Source organism: Herbaspirillum sp. YR522, assembly GCF_000282575.1.
In the GTDB taxonomy this organism is placed as follows: Bacteria; Pseudomonadota; Gammaproteobacteria; order Burkholderiales; family Burkholderiaceae_D; genus Herbaspirillum.
The window spans coordinates 114494-132178 of record NZ_AKJA01000015.1; the positions used below are offsets into that span (position 1 = coordinate 114494).

Annotated in this window: 14 protein-coding genes; 7 read left to right on the forward strand and 7 right to left on the reverse strand. The window is 65.8% G+C overall.

The window, feature by feature from the left end; all coding sequences use genetic code 11:
* Nucleotides 1-122: 122 nt before the first annotated feature.
* The gene (locus PMI40_RS02830; protein WP_008111907.1) at nt 123-1532 is read left to right on the forward strand and encodes a TAXI family TRAP transporter solute-binding subunit; all 1410 of its coding nucleotides are present in this window, start codon (nt 123-125) and stop codon (nt 1530-1532) included.
* A 113-nt stretch (nt 1533-1645) separates the two neighbouring features.
* Complete coding sequence (locus PMI40_RS02835; RefSeq protein ID WP_040501581.1) at nt 1646-1876, forward strand: hypothetical protein; 231 nt, start codon at nt 1646-1648, stop codon at nt 1874-1876.
* A 113-nt stretch (nt 1877-1989) separates the two neighbouring features.
* On the opposite strand, the gene PMI40_RS02840 is transcribed toward PMI40_RS02835, so the two are convergent.
* On the reverse strand, nt 1990-3063 hold the full coding sequence (locus tag PMI40_RS02840; RefSeq protein WP_008111909.1) for an ABC transporter ATP-binding protein: 1074 nt from the start codon (nt 3061-3063) through the stop codon (nt 1990-1992).
* 83 nt (nt 3064-3146) lie between these two features.
* Here PMI40_RS02840 and PMI40_RS02845 point away from each other — a divergent pair, with 83 nt between their 5' ends.
* Together PMI40_RS02845 and gorA are read left to right on the forward strand one after the other, a co-directional pair.
* On the forward strand, nt 3147-4760 hold the full coding sequence (locus tag PMI40_RS02845; protein WP_008111910.1) for an iron ABC transporter permease: 1614 nt from the start codon (nt 3147-3149) through the stop codon (nt 4758-4760).
* A 58-nt stretch (nt 4761-4818) separates the two neighbouring features.
* Entirely contained in the window at nt 4819-6195 is a 1377-nt protein-coding gene (gorA, locus tag PMI40_RS02850; RefSeq protein WP_008111911.1) for a glutathione-disulfide reductase, read from the forward strand.
* A gap of 67 nt (nt 6196-6262) precedes the next feature.
* Here the strand turns inward: gorA and PMI40_RS02855 are convergent, their stop codons facing one another.
* Complete coding sequence (locus PMI40_RS02855) at nt 6263-7579, reverse strand: phospholipase A (RefSeq protein ID WP_008111913.1); 1317 nt, start codon at nt 7577-7579, stop codon at nt 6263-6265.
* Between the two features lie 370 nt (nt 7580-7949).
* On the opposite strand from PMI40_RS02855, the gene PMI40_RS02860 reads away from it, so the two are divergent.
* Nucleotides 7950-10097 carry a bifunctional diguanylate cyclase/phosphodiesterase gene (locus PMI40_RS02860; RefSeq protein WP_040501598.1) on the forward strand — a complete coding sequence of 716 codons (2148 nt, stop codon included), beginning with the start codon at nt 7950-7952 and terminating at the stop codon, nt 10095-10097.
* 206 nt (nt 10098-10303) lie between these two features.
* The gene (locus PMI40_RS02865) at nt 10304-11875 is read left to right on the forward strand and encodes a methyl-accepting chemotaxis protein (protein WP_008111917.1); all 1572 of its coding nucleotides are present in this window, start codon (nt 10304-10306) and stop codon (nt 11873-11875) included.
* A 66-nt stretch (nt 11876-11941) separates the two neighbouring features.
* On the opposite strand, the gene PMI40_RS02870 is transcribed toward PMI40_RS02865, so the two are convergent.
* From PMI40_RS02870 to PMI40_RS02885, 4 genes are read right to left on the reverse strand one after another with little or no spacing between them, the layout of a single operon-like run.
* Nucleotides 11942-13363, reverse strand: a complete 1422-nt coding sequence (locus tag PMI40_RS02870; RefSeq protein WP_008111920.1) for an FAD-binding oxidoreductase — start codon at nt 13361-13363, stop codon at nt 11942-11944.
* A gap of 15 nt (nt 13364-13378) precedes the next feature.
* Nucleotides 13379-13774 carry a DUF2069 domain-containing protein gene (locus tag PMI40_RS02875; protein WP_008111923.1) on the reverse strand — a complete coding sequence of 132 codons (396 nt, stop codon included), beginning with the start codon at nt 13772-13774 and terminating at the stop codon, nt 13379-13381.
* Nucleotides 13771-14406 (reverse strand): NAD(P)H:quinone oxidoreductase, encoded by a 636-nt coding sequence (gene wrbA, locus PMI40_RS02880; RefSeq protein WP_008111925.1) that lies wholly within the window; start codon nt 14404-14406, stop codon nt 13771-13773. Before wrbA ends, PMI40_RS02875 begins: the two co-directional genes overlap by 4 nt.
* A 41-nt stretch (nt 14407-14447) precedes the next feature.
* Complete coding sequence (locus tag PMI40_RS02885) at nt 14448-15617, reverse strand: branched-chain amino acid ABC transporter substrate-binding protein (protein ID WP_008111927.1); 1170 nt, start codon at nt 15615-15617, stop codon at nt 14448-14450.
* A 332-nt stretch (nt 15618-15949) separates the two neighbouring features.
* Between PMI40_RS02885 and PMI40_RS02890 the strand changes: the two genes are divergently transcribed.
* Complete coding sequence (locus tag PMI40_RS02890; RefSeq protein ID WP_040501582.1) at nt 15950-17326, forward strand: YihY family inner membrane protein; 1377 nt, start codon at nt 15950-15952, stop codon at nt 17324-17326.
* Here the strand turns inward: PMI40_RS02890 and PMI40_RS02895 are convergent.
* Nucleotides 17318-17644, reverse strand: coding sequence for a DUF962 domain-containing protein (locus tag PMI40_RS02895; RefSeq protein ID WP_008111931.1), 327 nt, complete (start codon nt 17642-17644; stop codon nt 17318-17320). The two genes, PMI40_RS02890 and PMI40_RS02895, sit on opposite strands and share 9 nt — an antisense overlap.
* Nucleotides 17645-17685 lie beyond the last annotated feature (41 nt).

Here is a 17685-nt window from a genome sequence, read left to right on the forward strand (position 1 = left end):
CGTCCGACGCTGCCCGCACCGGTGGCCGGCCAGGACGACCGGGTTGATGGATGCCTGCCCGCGCATGCCGGGTGGGGCGAAGGACCTGCGGCCAGGTGCTGCGGCACAGGTAGAATAGGCGCATGCCAAACGATCATAAACTTTCCGCCTACAAGCCCTCCGCGCAGCGTATCAAGGCGCGCTTCGTCGCTATCTCATGGCGTGACCTGGCCGTCAGTTTCGGCCCCTTCGTGTTGCTGGTGCTGGTCGGCGCCTGGCTGGCGGTATGGCTGATCCGGCCGGCGCCGCCGTCGTCGATCACCATCGCCGCCGGTCCCGCCGACAGCAATTTCTGGCGCGTGGCCGAGCGCTATCGCACCATCCTGGCGCGCGACGGCATCCAGCTCAAGCTGGTCGAGACCGGCGGCTCGCTGGACAACCTCAAGCGCCTGGCCGACCCCGAGCAGAAGGTCGATGTCGGCTTCGTGCAGGGCGGGCTGGCCGAGAGCGTCAAGGGCAGCGATGCCCTGGTGTCGCTGGGCAGCATCTCGTATGTGCCGGTGACGGTGTACTACCGCAGCGTGCCACGCGAGGATGGCCGGCCATCGCCGCCGCTGCGGCAATTGTCGGAGCTGGTCGGCAAGCGCATCGCCATCGGTGGCGATGGCAGCGGCTCCAGCGTACTGGCCGCTACCCTGTTGAAAGCCAACGGCGTGCAGCAGGGCGGGCGCACCGAGCTGCTCAACCTGGGCGGCGACGAGACCGCCCAGGCGCTGACCTCGGGCAAGATCGATGCCGCCTTCCTGATGGGCGATTCGGTCTCGCTGGCCACCATCGGCAAGCTGCTGCGCGCGCCCGGCGTGCGGCTGCTCGATTTCACCCAGGCCGATGCCTATGTGCGGCGCTTTCGCTACCTCAATGCGCTCAACATGCCCATGGGGGTGTTCGACCTGGCGCGCAACCTGCCGGCGCGCGACACCAAGCTGATCGCGCCGACGGCCGAACTGGTGGCGCGCGACGACTTGCACCCGGCCCTGTCGGACCTGCTCATCGAAGCCGCCCACGAGGTGCATGGCAAGGCCAGCGTGATGCAGAAGGCCGGTGAGTTCCCGGCGCCGCTGGAGCACGAGTACCGCATCAGCGACGATGCGGCGCGCTATTACAAGTCCGGCAAGACCCTGGTCTACCGCACCCTGCCGTTCTGGCTGGCCAGCCTGGTCGACCGCGCGCTGGTGATCGTGCTGCCGGTGATACTGCTGTTGATCCCGGGCATCCGGCTGGTGCCGATGCTGTATGGCTGGCGCATCCGCTCGCGTATCTATCGCTGGTATGGCGAACTGATCGCGCTCGAACGCGGACTGGCCCGCGACGGCGCCAACGAGCAGGCCGACACCCTGCAGCGACTCGACGAGATCGAAGTGGCGGTCAATCGCATGAAGATGCCGCTGGCCTTCGCCGACCAGTTCTATGTGCTGCGCGAGCATATCGGCTTCGTCCGGGCGCGGCTGGTGCCGCCACCGGCGGCATCGGTGGATGCGGCCGGGATTGCCTGAGGGCAAGCCGTCGCGGCAAAACCACTGTATGGAAAATACTGGGTATTTGTACAGTACCTGTGCTACAGTGAAGCCTCTTAACGACAAGAAGAGGAACCACTGCCATGCGCTCCATGACCCAGTTCGATCTCGCGTCCACCGCGCGTTTTGCCATCGCTTCGTCCAACCCGTCGTCGTTTTCCGTGCGCCTGGGCCGTCGCGAGATCTTCGTCTGCCGCGACAGTTACGTACGCCGCTACCGCGTCAATCCGGTGATCGAATGCAGCGCCGGCATCGAGCCGGGCCATGTCGAGATCCTGCTGCTGCGCCGCTGGCTGGTGGTATTGTCGAAAGCCCGCATTTGATGCGTCGTGCGCTCGACTGGCTGGTGGTGGATGGGCAAGGTCATGCCATCCCTATCGTGCCTTCCGATACCGTTTTATCGGCTGCAGTCGCGTCATCCGTGGGCGCCAGCGCTTCAGGCGTGCACATCCTCGGCCTCGAAGCTCACCAGGTGCTTGACCTCGAGGCGAATGCCGATCCACTCGCCGATGGCATGATCATGGTGCGACGGCACCAGTGACACCAGGCGCTGGCCGCCATCGAGCGCCAGCGTGTAGAGAAACGCCGCTCCCCTGAACGACTTGCGCACCACCTGCGCCTTGAACGGCGAATCGTCGTCGTGGATCACGTCGTCGGCACGCAGCAGCACCGAGACCGGGCCCACCCGAGCGTTGTCGCCCGGCGGCACGGCGACGCCGCGCAGTACCCCGGCGGCGGTGTCGACCTCGATATCATCGCCACGGCGTCGGGCCTGGCCTTGCACCAGCACGCCATGGCCGATGAAGTCGGCCACGAAGCGGGTAGCGGGGCGATGGTAGAGCGTGGTGGGGGTATCCCACTGCTGCAGGTTCCCATCGCGCATCACCCCCACGACGTCGCCCACGGCAAAGGCTTCCATCTGGTCGTGGGTCACCATCAGCGCCGTGGTACCCGTACGCTTGAGGATCTCGCGCACATCGGCCGCCAGGCGCTCGCGCAATTCCACATCCAGGCTCGAGAACGGCTCGTCCAGCAGCAGCAGGCGCGGCTGCGGCGCCAGCGCCCGGGCCAGCGCCACCCGTTGTTGCTGGCCGCCGGACAGCTGGTGGGGGTACTTGCGGTGGGCATCGGGCAAGCCGACCAGCGTCAACATCGCGTCCACCGTCCGGTGGCGCTCGGCACGTGCCTGGTGGCGCAGTCCGAAGGCCACGTTGGTGGCAATGTCCAGGTGCGGAAACAGCGCGAAATCCTGGAACACCATGCCGATGCGACGCGCTTCGGCCGCGACCCGCTGTCGGTCGCCGTCGAGCATGCGCCCATCGAGCAGGATGCGGCCGGCGGCGACCTGTTCCAATCCGGCGATGGCGCGCAGCAGGCTGGTCTTGCCGCTGCCGGATGGGCCGATCAGCACCCCCAGCGCGCCAGCCGGCAGTTGCAACGACAGGGCACACACGGCGGCGACCCGGGCACGGGGATAGCGGATGCTGACCTGATCGACTTCCAGAAACATGAGGGACTCACTCAAATGGTTACAATTCGCGTTCGCGTGAAGTTTAGCGCATGCCGCCCAACCCTCATCGTCATTGCCTGCCCATGCATCTCATCGGATTGCTCGCCGTACTCATCGCCTTGCCGCTGATCGGCATCCTGTCGGCCTGGCTGGGGCTGGACGCGGCCGGACTCGACGCCTTGCGCCAGCAGGCCGCGACGGTCCTGCCCGGTTACCTGGCCACGTCCGGCTGGCTGGCCTTGATGGTGACGCTGGGCGTGATCGCGGTCGGCGGCGCCACCGCCGTGACGGTGGCGCTGTTCGAGTTCCCCGGCAAGCGCCTGCTGTCGTGGGCGCTGTTGTTGCCCATGGCGATGCCGGCCTACGTCTCGGCCTACGCCTACACCGACTTCCTGCAGTACGCGGGCCTGGTGCAGTCCACGTTGCGCGGCTGGTGGCCCGGCTTCAGGTTCGACGTGCGCGGCCTGCCGGGGGCCATCTTCCTGTTCGTCTTCACGCTCTATCCGTATGCCTACCTGCTGGCGCGCAACGCGCTCGGCGAGCGCGGCATGCACCTGATGGAAGCGGCGCGCATGCTGGGCACGCCCCAGCACCTGCGCATCCTGCGGGTGGCGCTACCGCTGGCGCGCCCGGCACTGGTGGCAGGCGCCGCGCTGGCGCTGATGGAAACCCTGGCCGACTACGGCGTGGCCGCCTATTTCGGCTTGACCACCTTTACCACCGGCATCTACAAGGCCTGGATGGTCATGGACGACCGCCTGGCGGCGGCCCAGTACGCATCGGCGCTGCTGTTGTTCGTGGCCGGGCTGCTGTGGCTGGAGCGGCGCGAGCAACGCCGCATGCGTTTTGCCAGCACGCGTGGCCAGCGTGGCGGCGATGGCGCCGAGGCGCGCCTGCCGGCATTGACCGGGTCGCGCGCGATGCTGGCGTGGGCCATTTGCCTCTTGCCCATCCTGTTGGGTTTTGCGTTGCCGGTGGCGATCCTGCTGCAACTGTGGTGGGGCCAGGCCGAGGCCGTGCCCGGGGCCGGCGCCCGCTACCTGGCGTGGGTCTGGAACAGCTTTCGCTTCGGCGGTATCGCCGCCATCGTGGCGGTGGTGCTGGCACTGGCGCTGTGCTTCTCGCAGCGCGCCAGCGGCTTGCCGCGCCTGATGGCCGCGGCGCTGGCGTTCGTGGCGCGCCTGGCGGCGATGGGGTATGCGGTGCCCGGTTCGGTCGTCGCAGTCGGTATCCTGCTGCCGCTGGCCTGGTTGCAGGCGCGCTGGCCGGGCGTCGGTTGGGGCGTATTGCTCACGGCCAGTTCGGCCGGCGTGATCTACGCCTATCTGGTACGCTTCACGGCGGTCGCGGTGCAGTCGATCGACGCCGGATACACCCGTATCGCGCCCAGTATCGACGAGGCCGCACGCACCTTGGGCAGCCCGCGCCGTGTCATCGCCTGGCGCTTGCATGTGCCGCTGCTGTGGCGCTCGCTGGCCATCGCGGCGCTGATGGTGTTTGTCGACGTGGTCAAGGAGTTGCCGGCAACCCTGTTGCTGCGTCCCTTCGACACCGACACGCTGGCCGTGATTGCCCACAACCTGGCGCGGGACGAGCGGCTGGGCGAGGCGGCGCTGCCGTCGCTGTCCATCGTCGCCGTCGGCCTGGTGCCGGTGGTACTGGTGATGCGGGCACTGGACGGCCGTCGGCGCGCTTGAAAGCGCTGCCGGCAGGCCCACATGACACCCAACAATGAATGCAACCGTGGAGAACAGCATGAGCCAGTACGATTTCGACCTTTTTGTCATCGGCGGTGGATCCGGCGGGGTGCGCGCGGCGCGCTTTGCCGCCCAGGCCGGCGCCCGTGTCGGCCTGGCCGAGAGTGGCGACCTGGGCGGGACCTGCGTCAATGTCGGTTGCATTCCCAAGAAGCTGATGTCGTACAGCGCGCATTTCCACCAGGAGTTCCAGGATGCGGTCGGCTACGGCTGGAGCCTGCCGGCCAGGCCCGAATTCGACTGGAACCAGTTGATCGCCAACAAGGACCGCGAGATCAAGCACTTGAACGACATCTACCTGCGCCTGCTGGAGGGCGCCAAGGTGACGCTGCATCGCGGGTTTGCCACGCTGGTCGATGCCCATACGGTGGCGGTGGGCCAGGCGCGCCTGAGCGCGGAGCACATCCTGGTGGCCACCGGCGGCTATCCGCAGCGCCCTGACATCCCCGGCAAGGAACTGGGAATCGTGTCGGACGATTTCTTCCACCTCAAGGGCTTGCCCGCACGCTCGGTGGTGATGGGCGGTGGCTACATCGCAGTCGAACTGGCGTCCATCCTCAACGGCCTGGGCAGCGAAGTCACCCTGGTGTATCGCGGGCAGCGCCTGCTGCGCAGCATGGATGCCGATCTCGGCGTGTTCCTGGTCGACGAACTGGCCAAGAAGGGTATCAAGGTCATCTTCGAGGCCACCATCGACGCCATCGACGCCATCGAAGCCCCGTCCGATGGTCCGGCCGCGCTCAAGCAGGTCAGGTTGAGCAACGGCGACACGCTGCAGGCCGAGTGCGTGCTGTTCGCCACCGGGCGCGCGCCCAATACCGCCCGCCTGGGCCTGGAACAGGCGGGGGTGGCGCTGGCGGGCAACGGTGCGGTCAAGGTCAACGATGATTTCGAAAGCAGCGTGCCATCGATCCTGGCCGTGGGCGATGTGATCGACCGGGTGGCGTTGACACCGGTGGCGCTGGCCGAGGCCATGGCGGTGGTGTCGCGCCTGTTCGGCCAGGGCGAGCGGGTGATGTCCTACCGTAATATTCCCACTGCGGTATTCAGCCATCCCAATGTCGGCACGGTCGGCTTGACCGAGCAACAGGCGCGCCAGGAAGTGGGCCAGGTGAAGATCTTCAAGACCGACTTCAAGCCCCTCAAGAACACCCTGTCGGGCAACACCGAGCGTACGTTCATGAAACTGGTGGTCGATGCCGCCAGCGACCGGGTACTGGGCGTCCACATGGTCGGGCCGGACGCCGGCGAAGTGATCCAGGGTTTTGCGGTGGCCTTGCAGTGCGGCGCCACCAAGGCGCAGTTCGACCTGACCATCGGCATTCATCCGACCGGGGCCGAGGAATTCGTGACGATGCGCACGCCGGTGCCTTGACGCTGGTCGCTGTTGGCATGCAAAACGGGGAGGCATTGCCTCCCCGTTTTGCATTGGGTCGCAGCGCTCAACGCCAGAAGGCGTAACCGATGCGAAATTGTGCGCGCTCTTTCTGGTTGTAGGTCAGCAGGCTTTCGCCATAGCCGTAGAAATAGCTTGCCACCAGGTAGCCGGCGGTGCCCGGGATCAGGCGCGAGAGCGGATAAGACAATTGCGTATCGACGCTGCCGTAGTCGCTGCGGCGACCCTTGCGGATGGTGCTGGCCAGCTCCCAGCCATCGGGCTTGCCGTAGGCCAGCTTCAGGTCGAGGTGACCGCGATAGTCGCCGATGTCGCGATTGTCACGGGTCGGCCCCAGGTAGGCATAGGCCTTGGGCGAAATGCTCAGGTGGTAATCGTTGAGATTGCCGAAGTTGACCGTGGGCTGGACGAAATAGGTGTTGACGCTGCGCGACTGGAGGCCATCCTTGCCGTTGGATTCGTGTTCCAGGCCGGTGGCGATGCCCACCCGGCTGACCAGGCCGTTGCTGATGCCCAGGTCGGGCAGGTAGTAGAACAGGCTGGGACGATAGCTGGTATCGCGAAACGGTGCCGATGGCGCGCCCAGGTCCCACAGCGAGAACTGGGTATAGCCCAGGTACAGGTTGTCCAGCAGGCCGCGCGAGCGCGGGTCGTCCGGCATGAACAGCCGGAACTTGAGACTGAGCTGGAACTTGGCATTGGCATTGTCGCCGCTGTTGCCCACCGTAAAGAACATCGGCTCATGGAACGACAGCCGGTTGCCGTTGGACAGGATATCCTCGGCCGCCGGCGCCGTGGCGCTGGGCGCGGCATTGGTGCCGGGAGTCACGACCGAGGCCGACGGCGCGACCGGGGCGGTCTTGCTGCTGGAGTCGGCCAGCGGCGCATTGAGCAGGCTGGGACCCGGTTCCAGCGGCGGCTGGTTGGGGCCGGGGCGTACCACCGCCACCAGCACCGGCGAGGCGTCGATGCCGATCGGCTCGATGCGCACCATGCCGCGCAGCCGCTCGGGCAGGCTACCCTGGTAGCGCACCTTGCGGAACTCGCCCTTCTTCAGGGTGATGTCCTGGCTGCCGCTGCCTTCTACCCGGGTCAGGGCGATCTGCACCGGCGGGATCATGTCGGCCGAGGCGGCCACCAGCACCGTCGGCGGCAGCGTATAGGTGCGTTCGGGCTGTTCGTCCTCGCTCACCAGCAAGGTCAGTTCGAGCGGCTTGCTGGCATCGATGCGCTTGGGCGGTTGCAGTACCGAGATCGCCGCCTGCGACATCAGCGGCGTGACGACGGCCAGGCTGCACAGGGCAAGTGCCAGCGGGCGCGGGCGTAGTCGGGCAGCGGTAGAGAGAGACAGGGGGCGGCGCATGGTGTCCTTTTTCAGTAGTATTGTTTGGGCCGGTTGCGTCCGGGTGCGCGAGGCGTCGCGCGCCGGGGCGGCGGGGACGATGCGTGAACCGTCCCGCCATGGTGTTAAGAGATCGGTGCGCCGCGATAAAGTTGCCGCACTCGCATCCGGCCGGCAAGCTTATTTCGATATCGATCTGACAAGGGGTATTTCCTGATTGTCGCGGCAGGGCGCCCCCTATAAGCTCTGGTTGCCTCGCGCATCGTTCTCACGGGATGGGGCAGGTTCCCCGCCGGGATGGGGCACGATGATGGCACAGTTGGCATGGGGCCGGTGTGCCGCGGCACAGTTTTCATACAACGGAGGCTCCCGCTCCGACTCGGTCATGACCATGCTAAGCGCATCCTACGACAATTCATTGGTGGTGATTTCCCTGCTGGTGGCGATCCTGGCGTCCTTCACGGCGCTCGACATGGCCGAGCGGGTCAATACCACCGGGAGTGTCCACAATCGCGCCGGGCGTTACTGGCTGGCCGGAGGCGCGGTCGCCATGGGCATCGGCATCTGGTCGATGCATTTCGTGGGCATGCTGGCTTTTCGCCTGCCCATCGAACTGGGCTACGACGCTGCCATCACGCTGCTGTCATTGGCCATCGCCATCGCCGTCTCGGCCTACGCCCTGTGGTGCGTTTCCCAGCCCGAGCTGCCCTTGCGCAGGCTGTTGAACAGTGCCCTGGTGATGGGGGCCGGCATTGCCGCCATGCACTATACCGGCATGGCCGCCATGCGCATGAACCCGGGGATCGACTACGACCCGTTGCTATTGACGGTCTCGGTGGCCATTGCCATCCTGGCCTCGGCCGCCGCCTTGTGGATCGCCTTTCGGCTGCGGCGCGACACGCCGCACGTCAAGGCCGCCCGGGTCGGGGCCTCGATCATCATGGGCGTGGCCATCGTCGGCATGCACTACACCGGCATGGCCGCCGCCAATTTTCCGCTGGACTCGATCTGCATGGCCGCTCGCGGTGGCGTCAGCCCCGGCTGGCTGGCGATCCTGATCGTGGTGGTGACGCTGGCAGTGCTGTCGATCGCCCTGTTGACCTCGGTGCTGGACGCCCGGCTCGAGTCGCGCACGGCCAAGCTGGCGCGCTCGCTGGCGCAGGCCAACGAGGAGCTGACCCAGATGGTGTTGCACGATCACCTGACCAAGCTGCCCAATCGCTCGCTGCTGGATGATCGCCTGAGCCAGGCGATCAACAAGGCGGCCCGCAACAAGAGCTATTTTGCGCTGATGTTCATGGACCTGGACGGCTTCAAGACCATCAACGATTCGCTCGGCCATCATGTCGGCGACCGCCTGCTGGTGGGCGTGGCCACGCGCCTGGCCGACACCATGCGGGCGCACGACACGGTAGCGCGCCTTGGCGGCGACGAATTCGTGATCCTGGTCGACCTGGCCAAGCCGGACGACGCCATGGCGGTGGCCGAGAAGCTGGTCGAGACCATCAACCGGCCGTTCATGGTCGAGAAGTACGAACTGCGGGTGTCGGCCAGCATCGGCATCGCCATCTACCCCGACGATGGCAGTACCCGCCACGACCTGGTGATCAATGCCGATGCCGCCATGTATCACACCAAGCGCAGCGGGCGCAACGGCTACAACTTCTTCGAGCCGGCCATGAACGCCAACGCCCATCACCAGCTGCAATGGTTGCAGGACCTGCGGGTGGCGCTCGAGCGCAAGCAGTTCAAGCTGGTCTACCAACCCAAGTTCATCGCCCCCGCGGGGCCCGTGATCGGCGCCGAGGCCTTGCTGCGCTGGCAGCACCCGGTGCACGGCCTGGTGGGGCCGGACGACTTCATCGCGCTGGCCGAGCGGTCCGGCCTGATCATCCCCATCGGGGCCTGGGTACTGGACGAGGCCTGCGGCCAGATGCGCCAGTGGCTGGACCAGGGGCATGACGACTGGAAGATGGCGGTGAACCTGTCGGCCTTGCAGTTCAACGATCCACACCTGGTGCAGGTGGTGCAGGCGACGCTGCAGAAGCATCGCCTGCCGCCCGGTTGCCTGACCCTGGAGATCACCGAGTCGACCGCCATGCACGATACCGAGGCCAGCCTGCAGACCTTGCAGAAGATCGCCGACCTGGGGGTGGAAATCTCGATCGACGACTTCGGCACCGGTTATTCGAGCCTGCTGTACCTCAAGCGCCTGCCGGCCAACGAATTGAAGATCGATCGCGGTTTCGTGCGCGACCTGTCGGACGGCACCGAGGACGCCGCCATCGTCTCGGCCATCGTGGCCGTAGGCCGGGCGCTGAACCTGCGCATCGTCGCCGAAGGGGTCGAGACCGAGATGCAGCAGGACTTCCTGACCGCGGTCGGGTGCGACGCCATGCAGGGATACCTGATCGGGCGGCCGATGGCGCCCGACCAGTTCCTGCGGGCCGTCGACGCGCAATCGATGCCGTTGCAGCAGGCCCTGCAGGATCCGCAGCAGGCGCGGCTGGAGTCGGCGTCGCTGGCGCGCCAGGGGTGAATCGGCCGGGCCGCCCCAGCCGCTGGGAAAGAGCCGCGGCGACCGGCCTGCCGCCCTGGCTGGAGCGGGCTCATCCGTGAAATTGAGGGCGGGGTCCGTGGTTATTCCTTGGATAGCGCTGTCTTGCTTGATGCAAGATAGCAGCATCGCCTGGAGGGGCGGCGGCCGCATGGTCGTTCAATATCAATCAAGGAAAGTCGCTCAGCATGATTAGTATCGGCAACATGAAGATCGGGAACCGCTTGGCGCTGGGCTTCAGCATCATCCTGGGGCTGTCGGTGCTGATCGCCGGCGCCGGCATGTGGCGCCTGGTGTCGATGGCGCAGTCGATGCAGACCATGATGGACAAGCCCATTGCCAAGGAGCGCTACATCTCCGACTGGTACCTGCACGCCTATTCCGGCATCCGCCGCGCCACCGCCGTGGCCAAGAGCAGCGACCGTTCGCTCGGCCCATTCTTCCAGGCCGAGACCAACGAGGCCACGCGCATCTCCAGCGGCCTGCTCAAGCAGATCGAGCCGCTACTGGTGTCGGATGAAGAAAAGCAGCTGTTTGCCCGCATCGACACCCTGCGCAAGGCCTACCTGTCTAGCCGCGATGCGCTCTACAACGAACAGAAGAAGGAAAGCCCCGACGCGGCGCTGCTGCAGAAAATCTTCGAGACCGAATTCATTCCCGCAGCCAAGGCCTACACCGACGCCATCGCCGGGTTGATCGCGCTGCAGCGCAAGTCGCTCGATGCATTGGCCGTCGACAATACCGATATCGCGCGCCAGAGCGCGGTGATGCTGGCGGTGCTCGAGGCGCTGTTGCTGGCCTTCGGAGTGTCCTGTGCCTGGGTGTTGACGGTAGGCATCACCCGTCCCCTGGGAGCGGCCGTGAAGGTGTCGCGCCAGGTGGCCCAGGGCGACCTGAGCGCCGAGATCACCGTGCGCGGCAAGGACGAGACCGGCCAGTTGTTGCAGGCGCTGCAGGACATGAACCTGAACCTGCGCAATATCGTCGGCAACGTGCGCACCGGTACCGACACCATCAATACGGCATCCTCGGAGATCGCCAACGGCAACCTCGACCTGTCGGCCCGTACCGAACAGCAGGCCGGCGCCCTCGAAGAGACGGCCTCGGCCATGGAGCAACTGACGTCGACCGTCAGGCAGAACGCCGACAATGCGCGCCAGGCCAACCAGCTTGCGGCGTCGGCCTCGGAAGTGGCCGAGCAAGGCGGTGCGGTGGTCAGCCAGGTGGTGCAGACCATGGCCTCGATCAACGATTCCTCGCGCAAGATCGTCGACATCATCAGCGTGATCGACGGCATCGCGTTCCAGACCAATATCCTGGCCCTGAATGCGGCGGTCGAGGCGGCCCGCGCCGGCGAACAGGGGCGCGGTTTCGCCGTGGTGGCCTCGGAAGTGCGCTCGTTGGCCCAGCGCTCGGCGGCCGCCGCCAAGGAGATCAAGTCGCTCATCGACGACTCGGTGGTCAAGGTCGGTACCGGCAGCGAGCTGGTGTCCCAGGCCGGACGCACGATGGACGAAGTGGTGGCCAGCGTGCGCCGGGTCACCGACGTGATGGCCGAGATCACCGCCGCCAGCGCCGAGCAGAGCACCGGTATCGAAGAGGTCAACCGCGCCATCACGCAGATGGACGAGAACACCCAGCAGAATGCTGCCCTGGTGGAACAGGCGGCCGCCGCTGCGCAATCGCTGCAGGACCAGGCCGGCAAGCTGACCGAACTGGTCAGCGTGTTCAACCTGCAAGGTTACAAGCGACTCAATTGAAGACTTGAGGTAGTAGGGGGAAGGTTGGGCGAACCGTGTTGGCAGAGCATGGTTCGCCTTTTTTGTTCAAGATGGCGGCAGGTCGATCACCTTGCCGGGGTTCATCAGCCGCAGCGGGTCGAGCGCGGCCTTGATGGTCCGCATCAGCTCCAGTTCGACGGCCGATTTGTAGCGAGTGATCTCGTCGATCTTCAGGGCGCCCAGGCCATGCTCGGCCGAGATCGAACCGCCGAAGCGGTCGACGCTGTCGTACACCACCTGGTTGATGGCTTCCTGGCGCGCCAGGAAGTCGCCGTCGGCCACGCCCGGTGGCGGCGAGACGTTGTAATGCAGGTTGCCATCGCCCAGGTGGCCAAAGGTCACCATGCGAGCCCCGGGGGCCGCCTGTTGCACCAGGTCGTCGGTAAGTTCGATGAATTGGGCGATACGCGAAATCGGCACCGAGATATCGTGCTTGATGTTCTTGCCTTCGTGCGCCTGCGCCATCGAGATGCTTTCCCGCAGCTGCCATAACGCCTTCGATTGCGCCAGCGACGATGCGATCACGGCATCGTCGACCAGGCTCGCGTCGAGCGCGCTGGCGATCAGGTCTTCGAACAGCGAGCGGGCATGCGCTTCGGATTGGCTGTCCGACAGTTCCAGCAATACATACTGGGCATGGCGTTGCCCGAAGGGCAGGCGGTGCTGGGGAAAATGCTTGTGTACCAGTTGCAGGCACATGTCCGACATCAATTCGAAACCGGTCAGCGCGGCGCCGCAACGCGCCTGCGCCAGCTGCAGCAGTGCCAGCGCCTGGGCCGGCGTGGCCAGTGCGGCCAGCGCCGTGACCTGCGCCCGCGGCTGGGCAAAGAGCTTGAGCACCGCTGCGGTGATGACGCCCAGGGTACCCTCGGCGCCGATGAACAGGTCGCGCAGGTCGTATCCGGTGTTGTCCTTGCGCAGCCCGCGCAACGCGCTCATGACGTCGCCGCGCGCCGTCACCACTTCCAGCCCCAGGCACAATTCGCGCGCATTGCCGTAGCGCAGCACCCCGGTGCCGCCGGCATTGGTCGACAGGTTGCCGCCGATGGTGCAACTGCCTTCGGCCGCCAGCGACAGCGGGAACAGCCGATCGGCCGCCAGCGCCGCCTGCTGCACGTTTTGCAGGATGCAACCGGCCTCGACGGTGATGGTGTTGTTGAGCGGGTCGACGGCGCGGATGCGGTCCAGCCGACGCAGCGAAAGCACTACCGCATTGCCCACGGTATCGGGCACGCTGCCCAGCACCAGGCCGGTATTGCCGCCCTGCGGCACGATCGGTACCCGGTACTGCGCACACAGGCGCACCAGTGCCGCCACCTCGTCGGTGCTGCCGGGGCGCAGCGCGGCCAGCGCTCGGCCGGTGAAGCGGCCCCGCTGGTCGGTCAGGTAGGCGGCCGTGTCGGCCGGGTCGGTCAATACATGCGCGGTGCCGACGGCGGCACGGCAGGCCTGCAGGAAATCACTCATCACGCAGCGTGGCGGTCATTGCGAGGCCTTCTGGATCGCCTGGCGGGCGATCTCGCGGGCGGCCTTCTTGAACGGGTGCAGGTACAGCAGGGCGCAGGTGAAGTAGATACCGGCCAGCGCGACCTCGGCCCAGCCCAGCAACATCGAGGTGGACGAGGCGTCGCTGGTGGCGCGCACCAGGCCTTCGGCCAGGTAGACCAGCACCAGCATCGACGACCACTGCAGGGTGTAGACGTCGCGCTTGAGCACGCCACGCAGCGGCAGCAGCAGCGGGATCACCTTGAGCACCATCCACGAACCGCCCGGGCGCAACGGCGCCAGCACCAGTTCCCAGGCCAGGCTCAGCAGGATCAGGGCGACCAGGCTGGTCAGGGCTGCTGCATGGGTAGCGCGCGCGTGCTGGTTGTTCATGATGGTCTCCGTAATTGTTTGGCGGTTTCTGCCAGCCTTTTCCCCAGTGCGATGGCCAGGGTGCGCGAGTCGTCAGACAGCGGCTGGTTGCCGTTGACGCCGGCCCAGTGACTGGCGCCGTACGGGGTGCCGCCACTGTGGGTATTCATCAGTTCCGGATGGGTATACGGCAGGCCGACCAGCAGCATGCCGTGATGCAACAGCGGCAGCATCATCGTCAGCAGGGTCGATTCCTGCCCGCCGTGCATGCTGCCGGTCGAGGTGAAGACGGCGGCCGGCTTGCCCGCCAAAGTGCCCGAGAGCCATTGCGGCGCGGTGCCGTCCCAGAAATATTTCATGGCCGAGGCCATGTTGCCGAAGCGCGTCGGCGAGCCCAGCGCCAGGCCGTGGCATTGCAGCAGGTCGTCGCCATCGACGTAGGGCGCACCGCTGGCAGGCACCTCGGCCTCGACGGCCTCGGTCACGGTCGATACCGCCGGCACCGTGCGCAGCCGGGCGTCACAGCCGGCGACGCTTTCCACGCCTTGGGCGATCAGCTCGGCCAGCTTGCGGGTGGCGCCGTGGCGCGAGTAATACAGCACCAGGATGGTGGTGGCCGAAGAGGTCGGATCGAGAGGGGCGGCAGAGGTCATGCGACATATTATATTTCCGATTTTTCGTCGGTTGCAGGCTGTTATCTGTCGCCGATCGTTTGCTGGAATTGCCATTGCTGGCCGCGCAACGTATAGATGCTGAAGCTCGGCGCCTGCAGGTCGCCTTCGGCATTGAAGGCGATCGGCCCGGTGAGGCCGTTGAACCGGACCTCGTGCAGCGCTGCCACCACCTTGGCCGGATCCAGCGAATTGGCCTGGCGCACCGCGGCGATGAGGGCCTGGGCGGCATCGAAGGCAAACGGGGCATAGGGATCGATATAGGCGCCGAACTCCTTTTCGTAGCTGCGTTGGAAGTTCTTCCAGCCCTTGAGGCGCTCCATGGGCTGGCCGGCCTCGAGGGCGATGATGGTATTGGCCACGGGACCGGCCTTTTCGATGAATACCGGCCCGACCATGCCGTTGGCGCCGCTGATGAGGGGCATGGCCAGTTGCAGCCTTTGCATCGACTGCGCCAGCACGATGGCCTGGTCGTTGAGGCCGCCCCAGAAGATGGCATCGGGTTGATGGCTCCGGGCGCTATTGAGGATGCCGTTGAAGTCGGAGGTCTTGTCGCTGACCGAGTCGTGGCTCAGGATCTCGGCGCCCTGGGCGCGCGCGGCCTGCGCAAAGCGTTCGGCAAAGGCGCGTCCGGCCGGGGCGCCGTTGTCGATGACCACGATGCGTTTCATGCCGAGCGTACGGACCACATGCTGGCCCAGGTATTCGCCGCCACGATCGCTGTGACCGATGGTGCGAAACACGTTGGAATAGCCTTGCTGGGTGTAGGCGCGGCCGCTCGAGGAGGGCGATAGCAGTGCCACGTTGGCGCGGTGGTAGACCGCGGCGGCGGCCATGGTCGTGCCGGTATTGCCGTGCCCGATGACCCCCACCACGCCGCGCTTGACCAGGTAGTCGGCCACCAGTGGTGCGGTGCGCAGGTCGGAGCGGTCGTCCTGGGGCAACAGCCGAAAGGTGACCTCACGCCCATTGATCCTGGTCTTTTGCTGGTTGGCCGCATCGATGGCCAGCTGGACCGCCTGGCTCAGGCTCCGGGCAAAACGCACCGACGGCTCGAAGGCGCTGGTGAGCGGACCGGCGAAGCCGATCCAGGCTATCTCACCCTCTGCCTCGCTGGTCGCCAAGGCATTGCCGCACAGGCAGCATGACGACATGGCCACGATGGCGGCCATCAAACGGATGACGTGGCGCATAAATCCCCCGAAATATGCAACTGATGGAATGTGCCAGCTTGGTGCGGTGTCGCCCGTGTCTTGCCGGCGGCCCGCTGGCATCGTTGTTTAAACAGAGTTTAGCGGACCGACTAGAAACTGCGCTATTTTTTATTTGAGCTGTGTTGGGTAAAAGTAGCGATAATTGCGAGAAATGGGGATGATGAATGCTGCCGGCGCTGCCGGACAGCCCGAAGATATCCCGCAAACCGAGGCAGCAGGCGGAAGTCGCGCTTGCCGGGCGGGGCCGGCTCCGCGGGAACCTGGCCTGTGTCGCGTAGTCTGCTAGCGCTGTTCGTATTTGAAGTGGTCCGATGTCTCCTATTCGATTCTCCCTGTCCCGTATGCGTGGCCTGAACCGTCAGCAATTGCGCGATCTGTTCCGCTTTGCCATCACCCGCCTGGGTGAGGACCGCTTGCCGCAGGTGGCAGGCAGCCTGACCTTTACCACCATCCTGTCGCTGGTGCCGATGATCACCATCGCCTTGGCGTTGTTTACGGCCTTTCCGTTGTTCAGCACCTTCCGGGCATCGCTGGAAGCCTATTTCGTCGACAACCTCATGCCGCGCGGCGTGGCCAATACCATCCTTGGCTACCTGAACCAGTTCGCCTCGAAGTCGGCGCGCCTGTCGGCGGTGGGCGCGGCCGCGCTGATCGTGACCTCGGTGCTGACCATGTCGACCATCGAGAGCGTGTTCAACCAGATCTGGCGCGTCAAGAAGGCGCGTCCGCTGCTGCAGCGGGTGCTGGTGTACTGGGCCATCATCACGCTGGGGCCGCTGTTGATGGGCATATCGATCAGCGTGACGTCCTACCTGTCCACCGCCACCGGCGGGGCGGTCAAGAGCCTGCCGTTGCTGGGCGCCGGTTTCTATACGCTGGTGTCGGTGCTGATCTCGACGGCCGCCTATACCTTCCTCTACAGCAGCGTGCCCAACCAGACCGTGGACTGGCGCGACGCCGCCGCCGGTGGGCTGCTGGCGGCGGTCGGGGTCGAAATCGCCAAGCGCCTGTTCGCCATCTACATCCTCAAGTTCCCGACCTACACGATGGTCTATGGCGCCGTGGCGGTGCTGCCGATCTTTTTGTTGTGGATCTACATGATGTGGATGATCACGCTGTTGGGGGCCTTGCTGACGGCGGCGCTGCCGGTGGTGCGCTACGAGCGATGGTGGCATACCTCGTCGCCGGGGGCGGAATTCATCGACGCCATCGCCGTATTGCGTTTTCTCAACCAGGCGCGCGAAGGCGTGGAAACGGCGGTGGTCGACATGGATACCCTGCGCCGCGAAACCCGGCTCGGGCTGGGCGAACTGGATGACCTGCTGCGCCGCATGGGCGAGGCGGGCTGGGTGGCGTCGATCCGGCCCGAGACGTCGCGCCGTACCGGCTGGAACAAGCGCATCACCGATGGCATGGATCGCTGGGCACTGGTGGTCAATCCGGCCAACATCCAGCTGGCCGATGTCTATCGCCTGTTCGTCTTCGATAGTGCCACGCTGGCCGAAGCCGGCGAAGAGCACCTGGTGCAGCGGGTAGGGCAGGCGGTGGACCTGGCACTGCAGCAAACGCTGCAAGACTATTGCGGCCGCGCCCAGGACGGGGCCGGGCCGGTTTCGGCGATGGCGGCCATCTCCTACCAGCCGGTGCCGCTGGCGCAGCGCCGCAAGTTATGGGAACGGTCAGAATGACAGCTGGCCGGTCAGCATCTGCCAGTACATGACCCAGTCGCCGGCGAACGACCACAGCGGATGGCGGAAGGTGGTCGGCTGGTTCTTCTCGACGGCGAAATGGCCGAGCCAGGCGAAACCGTAGCCGCAGGCCAGCGCCACGGGCAGCCACCACCACTGGTGCGTCACCACCAGCAGCATCAGGCTCAGCAGGGCCAGCGTAGACCCCAGGAAATGCAGCTGGCGATTGATCCGATGCGAGTGTTCGCTCAGGTAGGCCGGATAGAACTCGGTAAAACTGGCAAACTCGCGCGGTTCGACGGTGGTGGCCACGATCATCTCCGGTGCGGACGATAATGACAGCTTAGTACACGGCGGCT